The organism is Prauserella halophila, from assembly GCF_024171895.1.
In the GTDB taxonomy this organism is placed as follows: Bacteria; Actinomycetota; Actinomycetes; order Mycobacteriales; family Pseudonocardiaceae; genus Prauserella; species Prauserella halophila.
Genome location: NZ_JAMTCQ010000009.1, coordinates 154,355 through 167,688, shown reverse-complemented (window position 1 = coordinate 167,688; position 13,334 = coordinate 154,355). Strand labels below are relative to the sequence as shown.

At 70.2% G+C, this 13,334-nt stretch carries 11 protein-coding genes; 9 read left to right on the top strand and 2 right to left on the bottom strand.

Translation table 11 applies throughout. The annotated features are described in order from the left end of the window. Position 1: 1 nt before the first annotated feature. Together LY41_RS06945 and otsB are read left to right on the top strand one after the other, a co-directional pair. Positions 2-1,555, top strand: a complete 1,554-nt coding sequence (locus tag LY41_RS06945; RefSeq protein ID WP_253863050.1) for an alpha,alpha-trehalose-phosphate synthase (UDP-forming) — start codon at positions 2-4, stop codon at positions 1,553-1,555. Between the two features lie 124 nt (positions 1,556-1,679). Continuing rightward, entirely contained in the window at positions 1,680-4,208 is a 2,529-nt protein-coding gene (otsB, locus tag LY41_RS06940) for a trehalose-phosphatase (RefSeq protein ID WP_253863049.1), read from the top strand. A 275-nt stretch (positions 4,209-4,483) separates the two neighbouring features. On the opposite strand, the gene radA is transcribed toward otsB, so the two are convergent. Together radA and LY41_RS06930 are read right to left on the bottom strand one after the other, a co-directional pair. Continuing rightward, positions 4,484-5,851 carry a DNA repair protein RadA gene (radA, locus tag LY41_RS06935; RefSeq protein WP_253863048.1) on the bottom strand — a complete coding sequence of 456 codons (1,368 nt, stop codon included), beginning with the start codon at positions 5,849-5,851 and terminating at the stop codon, positions 4,484-4,486. 85 nt (positions 5,852-5,936) lie between these two features. Beyond that, positions 5,937-6,482 carry a copper chaperone PCu(A)C domain-containing protein gene (locus tag LY41_RS06930; protein WP_253863047.1) on the bottom strand — a complete coding sequence of 182 codons (546 nt, stop codon included), beginning with the start codon at positions 6,480-6,482 and terminating at the stop codon, positions 5,937-5,939. 373 nt (positions 6,483-6,855) lie between these two features. Here LY41_RS06930 and LY41_RS06925 point away from each other — a divergent pair, with 373 nt between their 5' ends. From LY41_RS06925 to LY41_RS06895, 7 genes are all read left to right on the top strand, one after another. Continuing rightward, positions 6,856-7,347, top strand: coding sequence for a CarD family transcriptional regulator (locus tag LY41_RS06925; RefSeq protein WP_253863046.1), 492 nt, complete (start codon positions 6,856-6,858; stop codon positions 7,345-7,347). A gap of 230 nt (positions 7,348-7,577) precedes the next feature. Then, positions 7,578-8,186: an IspD/TarI family cytidylyltransferase gene (locus LY41_RS06920; protein ID WP_253863045.1), complete on the top strand. Its 609-nt coding sequence runs from the start codon at positions 7,578-7,580 to the stop codon at positions 8,184-8,186. Then, the gene (ispF, locus tag LY41_RS06915; RefSeq protein WP_253863044.1) at positions 8,183-8,650 is read left to right on the top strand and encodes a 2-C-methyl-D-erythritol 2,4-cyclodiphosphate synthase; all 468 of its coding nucleotides are present in this window, start codon (positions 8,183-8,185) and stop codon (positions 8,648-8,650) included. The genes LY41_RS06920 and ispF overlap by 4 nt, the downstream gene beginning before the upstream one ends. A gap of 66 nt (positions 8,651-8,716) precedes the next feature. Continuing rightward, positions 8,717-9,403 carry an HAD family hydrolase gene (locus LY41_RS06910; protein WP_253863043.1) on the top strand — a complete coding sequence of 229 codons (687 nt, stop codon included), beginning with the start codon at positions 8,717-8,719 and terminating at the stop codon, positions 9,401-9,403. Positions 9,404-9,420: 17 nt separating this feature from the next. After that, positions 9,421-10,797 carry a cysteine--tRNA ligase gene (gene cysS / locus LY41_RS06905; protein WP_253863042.1) on the top strand — a complete coding sequence of 459 codons (1,377 nt, stop codon included), beginning with the start codon at positions 9,421-9,423 and terminating at the stop codon, positions 10,795-10,797. A gap of 8 nt (positions 10,798-10,805) precedes the next feature. Continuing rightward, on the top strand, positions 10,806-11,774 hold the full coding sequence (gene rlmB, locus LY41_RS06900; protein WP_253863041.1) for a 23S rRNA (guanosine(2251)-2'-O)-methyltransferase RlmB: 969 nt from the start codon (positions 10,806-10,808) through the stop codon (positions 11,772-11,774). 97 nt (positions 11,775-11,871) lie between these two features. Then, positions 11,872-13,308, top strand: coding sequence for an MBOAT family O-acyltransferase (locus LY41_RS06895; RefSeq protein WP_253863040.1), 1,437 nt, complete (start codon positions 11,872-11,874; stop codon positions 13,306-13,308). The last annotated feature ends 26 nt before the right edge of the window (positions 13,309-13,334 follow it).

Here is a 13,334-nt window from a genome sequence, read left to right as displayed (position 1 = left end):
CATGCCCCCAGCGCAGGAGAAGTCCGAAGCAGTGCCCTCGAAAGCAGTGACCTCGGAAACAGCGCCCTCGGAAACAGCGCCCTCGAGCAGCGCCGAGCCCACGGCGTCCCCGGAATCGAAGGGGCCGCGGGAACGCGCAGGGGCGGAGTTCGTGGTCGTCGCCAACCGGCTGCCGGTCGACCTCGAACGCACGGAGGACGGGAACCAGCGCTGGACACAGAGCCCCGGCGGGCTCGTGTCCGCGCTGGAACCGTTCCTCCGCTCCCGCGACGGCGCATGGGTCGGCTGGCCGGGCGTACCGGACGTGGACGTCGACGAGTTCAGCGACGACGGCCTCGTCCTGCACCCCGTTCGCCTGAGTTCGGCCGAGGTCCGCGACTACTACGAGGGCTTCTCCAACGCCACGCTGTGGCCGCTGTATCACGACGTCGTCGCGCGCCCGATCTTCGACCGCAGCTGGTGGGACGCGTACGTGCGCGTCAACCAGCGGTTCGCGGAGGCCGCCGCAGCCGTGGCAGGCGAGGGCGCCACCGTGTGGGTGCAGGACTACCAGCTGCAGCTCGTGCCGACGATGCTGCGGGAACTGCGGCCGGATCTGCGCATCGGCTTCTTCCTGCACATTCCGTTCCCGCCGGTGGAGCTGTTCATGCAGCTGCCGTGGCGGGCGGAGATCGTGCGCGGGCTGATCGGCGCCGACCTCGTCGGGTTCCACCGGCCCGGCGGCGCGCAGAACTTCCTGTGGCTGGCGCGCCAGCTCATCGGCCTCGAACCGAGCCGCGGGTCGGTCGGCGTGCGCTCCCGGCCCGGCATGGTGCAGGTCGACGACCGCACCGTGCGCGTCGGCGCGTTCCCCATCTCGATCGACGCCGCGGGCCTGGACAAACTCTCGCGCACCAGGTCCGTCGTCGACCGCGCCGCGCAGGTGCGGGAAGAACTCGGCAGCCCGAAGAAGATCCTGCTCGGCGTCGACCGCCTCGACTACACCAAGGGCATCGACCTGCGACTACAGGCGTTCCACGAGCTGCTGCAGGAAGGCCGCGTCGAGCCCGACGACGTCACGTTCATCCAGCTGGCGACGCCGAGCCGGGAGCGCGTCGAGCACTACCAGCAGATGCGCGCCGACATCGAACAGATCGTCGGGCGCATCAACGGCGAGTTCGGCCGGGTCGGCCACACGGTGCTGCACTATCTGCACCAGTCCATCGACCGCAGCGAGCTCGCCGCACTGTTCCAGGCCGCCGACGTCATGGTCGTGACCCCGTTGCGCGATGGCATGAACCTCGTCTGCAAGGAGTACGTGGCCGCCCGCCACGAGCTGGGCGGGGCGCTGCTGCTGTCCGAGTTCGCCGGCGCCGCGGCCGAGCTGAGCAGCGCTTTCCTGGTCAACCCGCACGACCTGGACGGGGTGAAGAACGCCCTCGAACAGGCTATTAAGCTCGACCCCGCGGAAGGTCGCCGACGAATGCGCGCCTTGCGTCGTCAGGTACTGACGCACGACGTCGACAGGTGGGCGCGCTCGTTCCTCGAAGCCCTCGGGGCCGGGACCGGCTCCTGATCATCTCCTCGAGAGGAACCACGGCGGCGCGCAGGCGCCACCTTGAGCAGCGACGACCGGGACCGAGGTTCTGCCACCCACACCGCTACGCAAGCGGACTTTCAACAGTTTTCAAGGAGGCGTGTTGACCGCCGAGGCCCTGTCCGCCGAACTACGGCGCGCGATCATGCAGATCGCCAGGACGCCGCGCCTGCTGATCGCTTGCGACTACGACGGCACACTGGCGCCCATCACCGAAGTACCCGACGAGGCGCGGCCGCTGGCCGAATCGGTCGGTGCGCTCCGGTCGCTGGCCGCACTGCACGAGACGACCGCCGGCGTGATCTCCGGCCGGGCGCTGCGTGACCTGGCCACCCTGTCGCGACTGCCGGCCGAGGTGCACCTGGTGGGCAGTCACGGCTCCGAGTTCGACATCGGCTTCGTGCACGACCTCGACGACGCGGCCCGCGAGCTGCACGACCGCATCGAGACCGAGCTGACGCGCATCGTCGACGGCGCCGGGGGTGCCGAACTGGAGGTCAAACCCGCAGGCGTCGCCGTGCACGTCCGCCGCGCCTCGAGGGAGGACGCCGCCCGCATCGTCAATGAGGTCCACAATGGACCTTGCACCTGGGACGGCGTGTCGGTCACCGACGGCAAAGAGGTCGTCGAGCTCTCGGTCGTGCAGACGAACAAGGGCAGCGCACTCGACACGCTGCGCCACCAGGTGGGCGCCACCGCCGCATTCTTCATCGGCGACGACGTCACCGACGAGAAGGCGTTCGAGCAGCTGACGGGCCCCGACCTGGGCATCAAGGTCGGGGACGGTGACACGCTCGCGCACCACCGGGTCGACGACACCGAACAGGTCGCCACGATCCTGGCGTTCCTGCTCGAAGAACGCCGCAACTGGCTCTACGGCGAACAGGCCTCGCCGATCGAACGACTGTCGATGCTGGCTTCGGCGCGCTCGGTGGCCCTGCTGACGCCGGACGCGAAGCTCACCTGGCTCGCCCACCCCGGGCCCGACTCGGCCGCGGTGTTCGCCGACCTGCTCGGCGGCGACGGTGCGGGCCACTTCACCATCGCCCCGCACCGGGGCGGCCTGCCGCTGGGGCAGCGCTACCTGCCGGGCACCATGACCGTGGAAACGCGCTGGTCGCGGCTACTGGTCACCGACTACATGGAACCCGAATCGCCCGCCCATCGCACGGACATCCTGCGCGTGATCTCGGGCGAGGCGACGGCTGAGGTCGTGTTCGCGCCGCGACCCGAGTTCGGCGGCGTGCCGGTGCGGCTGGTGAACCACGAGGAGGGACTGCAGCTACTCGGCACCTCCGAAGCGTTCGTGCTGCGCTCGCCCGGCGTGCGCTGGGAGATCACCAGCGACGGGCTGCACGACACGGCGACCGCGCTCGTGCAACCGGAGCCCGGCGCACCGGTGGTGCTGGAACTGCGCTGCGGCACCACCGACCTGCACCCGCACGAACTGCCCGAACTCGACCGCCGCGCACAGGCGGGCGAGTACTGGAGCACCTGGGCTGGCACGCTGAAGCTGCCCGACGTGGAATCCGAACTCGTCGCCCGGTCCGCGCTCACCCTGCGCGGCCTGGTTCACGCCGACACCGGCGGCGTGATGGCGGCGGCGACCACCTCGCTGCCCGAGGAGATCGGCGGCGTCCGCAACTGGGACTACCGCTACTGCTGGATCCGCGACGGCGCGATGACCATGCGCGAGCTCGTCACGCTCGGCACGCTCGACGAGGCCGAGGCATTCCTCGGCTGGCTGCACGGCGTGCTGTCGACGCTCGCGGGCCCGGAGCGGCTGCACCCGCTGTACACGCTCGCCGGAACGCAGCTCGGTGCCGAGGCCGTCATCGACTCGCTGCCCGGCTACAAGGGCTCCCGGCCGGTGCGCGTCGGCAACCTCGCCAACCACCAGGTGCAGCTCGACGTCTTCGGCCCCGTCGTCGAACTCGTCATGACGCTGGCCGAGGCGCGCGGCGACCTGCGCAACGAGGACTGGCAGATGGTGCGGGCGATGGCCGAGGCCGTCAGCGGCCGCTGGGACGAACCCGACCACGGCATCTGGGAGGAGCGCCACGTGCCGCGGCACCGCGTGTACTCCCGCGTGATGTGCTGGCAGACGCTCGACCTGGCCATCCGGCTCGGCGAGATCTACGACCGCGAGATCCCGGCCGGCTGGCCGGACCTGCGCGACGAGATCGCCGCCGACGTACTCGAGAACGGCTGGAACTCCGAGGTCAAGGCCTACACGACGGCCTACGACGGAACCGACCTCGACGCGGCGTCGCTGTTCGTCGGCCTCGCAGGCCTGCTCGACCCGCACGACGAGCGGTTCCAGCAGACGGTCACCGCGATCGAGGCCGAACTGCGCAGCGGCGCGACCGTGTACCGCTACCACCGCGACGACGGCCTGCCCGGCGGCGAAGGCGGCTTCCATCTGTGCGCCGCATGGCTCATCGAGGCATACCTGCTCACCGGCAGGCGCACCGAGGCCGAGGAGTTGTTCGACCAGCTCGTCGACGCAGCGGGTCCGACGGGCCTGCTGCCGGAGCAGTACGACCCGGTCGCCGAGCGGTCGCTGGGCAACCACCCGCAGGCCTACTCACACATCGGCCTCATCCGCTGCGCGAGGCTGCTCTCCCGCTGAGCTCCGGCCGCCGGGCCCCGCCACCGCCGCGCCTCGGATGTCGCACCTCGGGAAGCGTGACTCGAAAACTGTAACCCGAAAACTGTGACTCGAATCACAAATTCCGAAAACATGCAGCAGCACGTCCGAGAGCATGCGTCTCCCCGCGTAGCCGGCCGGGGCGTACGTCGGGGGCGCCCCGGCCGGCGCTCTGCGCTCGGAGCTCTGTTCTCCCGCCGCCCTGTTCTCCCGCTGCCCTGTTCGCCGAGCAGCGCAGGTCGCTCCCGAAACGTTCGTTACGCGGGGACGTAGTCGACGGCGTGGACGGCGCCGGCCAGGTCGGCCACCTCGAGGGCCTTGATGCCGTCGGGCAGCGGCCCGGGGTCCGGCGGTACCAGCGCGTGCGTGAACCCCATGCGCGCCGCCTCCGTCAATCGCCTGCCGACGCCGGTCACCCGGCGCACCTCACCGGCCAGGCCGACCTCACCGATCGCGACCAGCTTCGGCGACAGCGCCCGATCGGTGAACGCCGACGACACCGCGAGCGCCGCCGCGAGATCCACCGCGGGCTCGGTCACCTTCATCCCGCCGACCGTTGCCACGTAGACGTCCTTGTCCCCGAGCTGAACCCCGCCGCGCTTCTCCAGCACCGCCAGCACCATGCTCACCCGGGAGGAATCGAGTCCGCTGACCGCACGCCGCGGCTGGTTCAGATACGACTTGCCGACGAGCGCCTGCACCTCGGCCAGCAGCGGGCGTTTGCCCTCGACCGTCACGGTCACCGCGGTACCCGGCACCGCTTCGGCATGCCGATTGACGAACAGCCCCGACGGATCCGGTACGCCCGCGATGCCGTCGTCACGCAGTTCGAAGCAGCCGATCTCGTCGGCGGCCCCGAACCGGTTCTTCACGCCGCGGACCATGCGCAGCGTCGAATGCCGGTCACCCTCGAAGTGCAGGACGACGTCGACGAGGTGCTCCAGCACGCGCGGCCCCGCGACCGACCCCTCCTTGGTGACGTGCCCGACGAGCACCACGGGCAGGCCCCGTTCCTTGGCCAGCGCGACGAGCGCCGACGTGACCGCGCGGACCTGCGGCACACCGCCCGGCGAGCTTTCGACCTGCGGCGACGACATGGTCTGGACCGAGTCGACGATCAACAGCCCTGGCTTGACGTCGTCGACGTGCCCCAGCAGTGCGGACAGGTCGCTCTCGGCGGCCAGGAACATGGCGTCGTCGACGTTGCCGGTGCGCTCGGCACGCAGCCGCACCTGTCCGGCGGATTCCTCACCCGTGACGTACAGCGCCGCCGTACCGCTCTCCGCGGCCCAGCGGTACGCGACCTCGAGCAGCAGGGTCGACTTGCCGACGCCCGGCTCCCCCGCCAGCAGCACCACGACGCCGGGCACGAGCCCACCGCCCAGTACCCGGTCGAGCTCGGACACGCCGGTCGGCGACGCACGTGAGGACTCGACGTCGACCTGCGCGATCGGACGCGCGGGCGCACTCGGCGCACCCGCGGCCACGCGGGCGACCTGTGGACGCGCGTCGCCGCGCTCCTCGATCGTTCCCCACGCCTGACACTCGGGGCATCGGCCGACCCACTTGGCGACCTCGTAACCGCACTCGGCGCAGCGGTAGGTACTCGACGTCTTCTTGGCCACGCCCGGGACCGTATCGGCCACCACCGACAGTCCGGCGGTGCCGCCTCACGCCGTCACGCGCGCCGGAGCCGGCGCGCGGAGCCGGTCAGTGTCCCCCGCCCTGCTCTTCCTCGCCGGTGGACGCATCGTGCCGCGGCTCGTCCGGGACCTTCACCGGCAGCACCACCTCGACGGTGCCCGCTTCACGGAAGGTCAGGGTCGCGGTGACGTCCTGGCCGGGGCGGATCTCGCGCTGCAGGCCTTCGAGCGTCACCTCGGCGTGCAGCTGCGCACCGCCCTGCGGCTCCTCCGGGCCGACGGCGAGCGTGGTGTCGGCGGGAATCGACGTCGTACCGCCGACGGCGGTGCCCTCCGCCGACTCGCTCCGCACCGAAACCAGCTCGTCGGGCTGCTGGCCGGAGTTGACGATGCTCATGACGACGTCCGCGTCCGAACCTTCCAGGTAGGCGGCGGGCTCCACCTCCTCGGGGAAGGCGAGCTGGGCGTTGCGCACGGCGATGGCACCGACGTCCGACGAACCGCCGTTGACGCCGGCGACCTGGGTGTCCGTCTGCGTGATCTGGCCTGCGCCGCATCCCGCGACGAGGAGCGAGATACCTGCGATGCCCGCACCGATCATGCGACGTTTCACTGCTCGAGTCCTTCCTTGCGCCTGCAACGCGTCACCACCTCCTCCCGGGAGGAGCGGTCTGCAGGCAGACTATCCCGGCCGCCGCACGCAGACATCACCTGGTGGTGAGCACGACACTGTGCAGGGGCGGCACAGGGGCCGGCACCCCTGACCGGGCACTTCACCCGGAATCGGACGGCAAAAATGTCCATAATGGATTCCGGGGCCGCGGGAAACGGATCCCGGCCCACCTGGGCGAGTACGAGAATTCCGTCGTTGTCAAGCCCCCACTGGTACCCGATTAGCCCACTGACCTGCGAGGACGAACGCGGGTGCCTGGCTGGACACACACCGGCCGTGCTAAGCTGGATCCAGCGAAAGGGGCAGAGGACACATGGTTTTTAAGGTCGGAGAGACCGTCGTCTACCCGCACCACGGTGCCGCACTCATCGAAGCGATTGAGACTCGCGTGATCAAGGGCGAGGAGAAGCAGTACCTCGTCCTCAGGGTCGCGCAGGGTGATCTGACCGTTCGCGTTCCCGCTGACAACGCCGAGATCGTCGGTGTTCGTGACGTCGTGGGCGAAGACGGCCTCAATCACGTTTTCGACGTGCTGCGCGCTCCCCACACCGACGAACCGACCAACTGGTCGCGTCGGTACAAGGCCAACCTCGAGAAACTCGCCTCCGGCGATGTGAACAAGGTGGCCGAAGTGGTGCGCGACCTCTGGCGGCGGGAGAAGGACCGCGGCTTGTCCGCCGGCGAGAAGCGGATGCTGGCCAAGGCGCGGCAGATCCTCGTGAGCGAGCTGGCGCTCGCCGAAAGTACCGACGAAGGCAAGGCCGAGGTGCTGCTCGACGAGGTTCTCGAAACCGCGGTCGTCTAGCTCCAGCGATTGCACAAGGTCATACGACCCTGAACGTCATCGCACTGGTTCCACTCGGGAACGGGGATGCTTCGCGCTCCGGCGCGTTGCTCCCTGTTCACGGGGAACCGTTGTTGTCACATGCCGTGCGCGGCCTGCTCGATTCCGGATGCGTGGACCGGATCGTCGTGGCGGGACCGGCACGGCATCGTGCTGTCCACACCCCTCTGACCTGCGACGGGGACCGCGTCGTGGTCGTTTCCGACGACGAAACCTCCGACGACGCGGCTGACGGGGACGCGGCTCCCGACGACGACGCGGCTCCCGACGACGCGGCCTCCGGCAACGACACGGCTTCCGGGGACGCGACCTCCGGTCCCGCTTCGATGTCCGGCCCCGCGTCCGGTCCAGCCGTCCCGTCCGGCGCAGCCGTGGCATCGGCACTGCGGACCGCGGCCCCGGGACCGGACGACGTCGTGCTGGTCCACGACGCCACGCGCGCGTTCGTCCCGGCCTCCGTCGTCGCGGCGGTCGTCGACACGGTTCGGGACGGCGCGCCCGCCGCTGTTCCCGTCGAACCCGTCGCCGACACCGTCAAGGTCGTCGACACCGACGGGGTCGTCCACGGCACCCGCGACCGGTCACTGCTGCGCCACGCACAGGCCCCTGTCGCCGTGCGCGCCGACACGCTCGGGGAGCTGCTCGCCGCCGGCGGAGCCCCGGCCGGCCCCGCCGACCTGCTCTCCCGCCTCGGAGGTCGCGCTCACGCCGTCCCCGGCGATCCGCACGGCATGCGTATCCGCACCCCGTTCGACGTCGCCGTCGTCGAAGCCCTGCTGAGCACGGAGAACACTCCATGACCCGGATCGGCCAAGGTGTCGACGTCCACCCGATCGAGGCAGGCAGGCCGTGCTGGATGGCCGGACTGCTCTGGCCGGACGACCACGGCTGTGCGGGCCACTCGGACGGCGACGTCGCCTCCCACGCGCTGTGCGACGCGCTGTTGTCCGCCGCGGGGCTCGGCGACCTGGGTGCGGTGTTCGGCACCGGGGATCCGCGCTGGTCGGATGCTCACGGCGCGGAGCTGCTCGCGGAGGTGCGGCGCCGTGTCGAGACCGCCGGTTTCGGCGTCGGCAACGCCGTCGTGCAGGTCATCGGCAACCGGCCCCGGATCGGCATTCGCAGGGACGAGGCGCAACAGGTGCTCTCGGAAGCCGCAGGCGGTCCGGTCGCCGTGTCGGGCACGACCAGCGACGGCCTCGGCCTCACGGGCCGCGGTGAGGGCATCGCCGCCATCGCCACTGCCCTGCTCCTGCCCCGGTGACCACCCCTGTCCCGGTGATCACGTCCGGCGCCGTGCCGGGCGTGGCGCCTCGGTAGTGTCGTCGACATGGCGATTCAGGCGGTCATGTTCGACTTCTCCGGCACGCTGTTCCGGCTCGAACACCGGCAGTCGTGGTTCACCGGGCTCGTCGACGACGACGGAACACCACTCGACGCAGGCGAGCAGGCGGAGTTGATGCGCCGGATGACCACACCGGTCACCCTCAGCGTCGACCTCGACGCCGAGCACCGCGACGCCTGGGAGCGCCGCGACCTCGACCCGGAGCTGCACCGCAAGACCTACCTGGAGATTCTCCGGCAGAGCGGCGTGCCCGGCACCGAGCAGGCCGAGGCGCTGTACCGCAGGCTCATCGACCCCGGCGAGTGGACGCCGTACCCGGACACCGCCCACGTGCTGAAGGAGCTCTCGAGCGCAGGTGTCCGGGTCGGGGTGCTCAGCAACATCGCGTTCGACATCCGACCCGCGTTCACCGCACGGGGCCTGGACGCCTGTGTCGACGAGTTCGTCCTGTCGTACGAGGTCGGGGTGACCAAACCCGATCCGGAGGTGTTCCGGATCCTCGTCGAACGGCTCGGCAGCCCCGCCGAGGCGACCCTCATGGTCGGCGACCACACCGACGCCGACGGCGGCGCACGCGCCATCGGATGCGAGTTCGCGCTGGTCGAGCCGCTACCCACGACCGAGCGCGCCGATGGGCTGCGGGCCGCCCTCCGCGAGCACGGCGTGTTGTAACCCGTACCATTTCGGGCGTGGCCCTTCATCTTTACGACACCGCGACCAGGGACGTACGGGAGTTCCGGCCCGCGCGCAGCGGAACGGCGTCCATGTACATCTGCGGGGCCACCGTCCAGGGCGTTCCGCACATCGGGCACGTCCGCGGTGCCCTGAACTACGACGTCCTGCGCCGCTGGCTCGTCCACAATGGACTGGACGTGCTGCTGGTCCGCAACGTCACCGACATCGACGACAAGATCGTCACCAAGGCAGCCGACGCAGGCAGGCCGTGGTGGGAATGGGCCGCGACGCACGAGCGCGCCTTCGAGGACGCCTTCACCGTGCTGGGGTGCCTGCCACCGTCGATCTCGCCCCGCGCCACCGGTCATGTCACCCAGATGGTCGAGCTCATCCAGCGGCTCATCGACCGTGACGCCGCCTACGTCTCCGGCGGCGACGTCTACTTCTCCGTGACGTCCCTGCCCGACTACGGCTCGCTGTCCGGCCAGCGCCCCGACGAGGTGCAGCAGGGCGAGACGGCAGCCGACGGCAAGCGCGACCCGCGCGATTTCACACTGTGGAAGGCGGCCAAGCCCGGCGAACCGGCGTGGCCGACACCGTGGGGTGAGGGCCGTCCCGGCTGGCACCTCGAGTGCTCCGCCATGGCGACGACGTACCTGGGCTCGGAGTTCGACATCCACGGCGGCGGCGTCGACCTGGTCTTCCCGCACCACGAGAACGAGCGCGCGCAGTCCCACGCGGCGGGCGACGGCTTCGCGCGGTACTGGCTGCACAACGCGTGGGTGACGCTCTCGGGCGAGAAGATGTCGAAGTCGCTCGGCAACATCGTGGCGATCCCCGAGATGCTGCGGAAGTGCAGGCCGGTCGAGCTGCGCTACTACCTGATCCAGCCGCACTACCGGTCGACGATCGAGTACTCCGACGAGGCGCTGGCCGAGGCCGCGCAGGGATACCGGCGCGTCGAGCAGTTCCTGCGCCGCGCCGGTGGCGAGGTGCGACTCGGCGAGGTTCCGGCCGAGTTCGCCGCGGCGCTCGACGACGATCTCGGCACACCGCAGGCGTTCGCGGTGCTGCACAACACCGTCCGTGACGGCAACACCGCACTCGATGCCGGTGACGACACGAAGGCACTCGAGTTCGCCGAGTCGGTGCGCGCGATGGTCCACGTGCTCGGCCTCGACCCGCTGTCGAAGCAGTGGCAGGACGCTGCGAGCCACAGCGGTGAGGCCCGTGCGCTGGGCACGCTCGTCGACGCGCTGCTCTCCGAACGCGTGCAGGCCAGGGCCGACAAGGACTTCACGCGCGCGGACGCCATCCGCGACCAGCTCACCGCCGCGGGCATCGCGGTGGAGGACACCCCCAATGGTCCGTCGTGGACAGTGAGGGATTGAGGACAGACATGGCCGGTAACTCCCGCCGCCGCGGCGCGGTCCGCAAAGAGGGCACCAAGAAGGGCCCGGTCGTCGGTTCCGGCGGCAACCGCCGCAAGGGGCTCGAAGGCAAGGGCCCGACGCCGAAGGGCGAGGACCGCCCCGGGCACCCGAAGCAGAAGAAGGCGGTCCAGCAGGCCAAGCGCGAGGACAACCGCCAGCGCGCACAGAAGAAGGCCGCCGAGGGCCCCGAGATCATCGCGGGCCGCAACCCGGTGGTCGAATCGCTGCGCGCCGGTGTCCCGGCGACCGCACTGTACGTCGCCCTGAACATCGAAGCCGACGACCGCGTGAAGGAGGCCGTGCAGCTCGCGGCCGACAAAGGGGTCTCGATCCTCGAGGTGCCGCGCGACGAACTGGACCGCAAGACCGGCGGCGCCGTGCACCAGGGCATCGGCCTGCAGGTGCCTCCGTTCGAGTACTCCCACCCCGACGACCTGCTCGCCGCCGCGCGCGACTCGGGCGAACCGCCGCTGATCATCGCGCTCGACGGCGTGACCGATCCGCGCAACCTCGGTGCCGTGATCCGGTCGGCCGCCGCGTTCGGTGCTCACGGCGTGCTGCTGCCGCAGCGGCGCAGCGCGAGCATGACGGCCGTGGCGTGGCGCACCAGCGCCGGAACCGCCGCCAAGCTGCCGGTCGCCGTGGCGACGAACCTGACGCGGCAGTTGCAGTCGTGGGCGTCGGAGGGCGTGATGGTCGCCGGACTGGACGCCGACGCGACGCTCGACGTCGACGGACTGGACGTCGCCACCGATCCGCTGGTGATCGTCGTCGGCTCCGAGGGGCGCGGCCTGTCCCGCCTAGTGCGCGACAACTGCGACGTCACCGTGTCGATCCCGATGTCGCCGGAGGTCGAGTCGCTCAACGCATCGGTGGCCGCCGCCGTGCTGATGGCCGAGGTCGCCCGGCGCCGCCGTGCGGCCGGGCGGGTGTGACGCTCGGCAAGTCCGGCACCGGAACGTACCGGTATCGCCCGTACGCCGTGTCGCGCTGAGCTAGGGTCACTTCGGATCAGCCGAGGGGGCCCGCCGGATGTCGTTCGTTTCACCACTGTTCCTGTGGTACTTCCTGCCCGCGATGCTCATCGCGGTGCTGGTGTGCCCGCGGGCGTGGCGCAACGGCATCATCGCCGTCGGCAGCCTGATCTTCTACGCCACCGGCGCGGGCTCGTTCACCCTGCTGCTCATCGCCTGCATGGTGGTGAACTTCCTCGCCGGCCCCACGCTCGAACCCGACGACTGGGGCCTGACCAGCAACACTCGTAGACGCAGACTGCTGATCGGCGTCATCGGGTTCGACCTGTCGATCCTGCTGGTGTGGAAGTACGCGGGATTCGCCACCGAGCAGATCGCGTGGTTCGCGCAGCTGTTCGGCGGCGACTTCCCCGTTGCCGAACTGGCCCTGCCGATCGGCATCTCGTTCTTCACGTTCCACCACATTTCGTACATCGTCGACATCTACCGCGGTGAGCGCCGCGCGTTGCGCAACCCGGTGTCGTTCGGCACGTACATCGCGATGTTCCCGCAGCTGGCTGCCGGCCCGATCGTGCGTTACCACGAGATCGCCGACCAGCTGCCGCAGCACCGCCACCACCGGTTGGACGACATCGCCGCCGGGTTCCCGCGGTTCGCGCTGGGCCTGTGCAAGAAGGCCGTCATCGCCGACTCGCTGGCCCCGTTCGTCGCCACGTGCTTCGCCACGCCTGCCGACGAGATGACGTTCGCGATCGCGTGGCTCGGCGCGATCGCCTTCACACTGCAGCTGTTCTTCGACTTCTCCGGCTACTCGGACATGGCGATCGGCCTGGGCCGCATGCTCGGGTTCCGCCTGCCGGAGAACTTCGCCCGCCCGTACTCGGCGGTCACGGTCACGGACTTCTGGCGGCGGTGGCACATGTCGCTGTCGCGCTGGTTCCGCGATTACGTCTACATCCCGCTCGGCGGCAACCGCTCGGGCGGCCACGCCACGTACCGCAACCTGTGGATCGTGTTCGTACTGACGGGGTTCTGGCACGGCGCGGCGTGGACGTACGTGATCTGGGGTGTGTACCACGGTGCGCTGCTCGTCGTGGAGCGTGCGACGGGCTGGGCGCGCACGCCGGACACCGCAGGCCCGAGGATCGCGAGGCGCGCACTGACGCTCGTGCTGGTGATCATCGGCTGGGTGTTCTTCCGCGCACCCGACCTGGGCCAGGCGCTGTCGATGATCGGGCACATGTTCGTACCGGACGTCGCGGGTCTGACGGACGTCGCCGCCTCGGCGCTGACGAACCAGCGGCTGGTGTTGCTGCTGCTCGCCGCGGCGGTGTTCGTGCTGCCCGCGAGTCCGGTGATGGGTCCGCTGCTCGAATCGGCGCGGACGAAGCCGGCGAACGTCCTGCGCGTCGGCGTCATGACGGTCGGCATCGCCTACGCCGCGATCCTCGTCGCCACGGGCACCTTCAGCCCGTTCCTCTACTACCAATTTTGATCGCACTCGGTGCTGCAGCCGGCCGG

Excerpts from the sequence above, each read along its gene's own strand:
- LY41_RS06945 (WP_253863050.1), top strand. The coding sequence starts at position 2 with ATGCCCCCAGCGCAGGAGAAGTCCGAAGCAGTGCCCTCGAAAGCAGTG.
- LY41_RS06910 (WP_253863043.1), top strand. The coding sequence starts at position 8,717 with ATGGCGATTCAGGCGGTCATGTTCGACTTCTCCGGCACGCTGTTCCGG.
- ispF (WP_253863044.1), top strand. The coding sequence starts at position 8,183 with ATGACCCGGATCGGCCAAGGTGTCGACGTCCACCCGATCGAGGCAGGC.
- LY41_RS06925 (WP_253863046.1), top strand. The coding sequence starts at position 6,856 with ATGGTTTTTAAGGTCGGAGAGACCGTCGTCTACCCGCACCACGGTGCC.
- LY41_RS06895 (WP_253863040.1), top strand. The coding sequence starts at position 11,872 with ATGTCGTTCGTTTCACCACTGTTCCTGTGGTACTTCCTGCCCGCGATG.
- rlmB (WP_253863041.1), top strand. The coding sequence starts at position 10,806 with ATGGCCGGTAACTCCCGCCGCCGCGGCGCGGTCCGCAAAGAGGGCACC.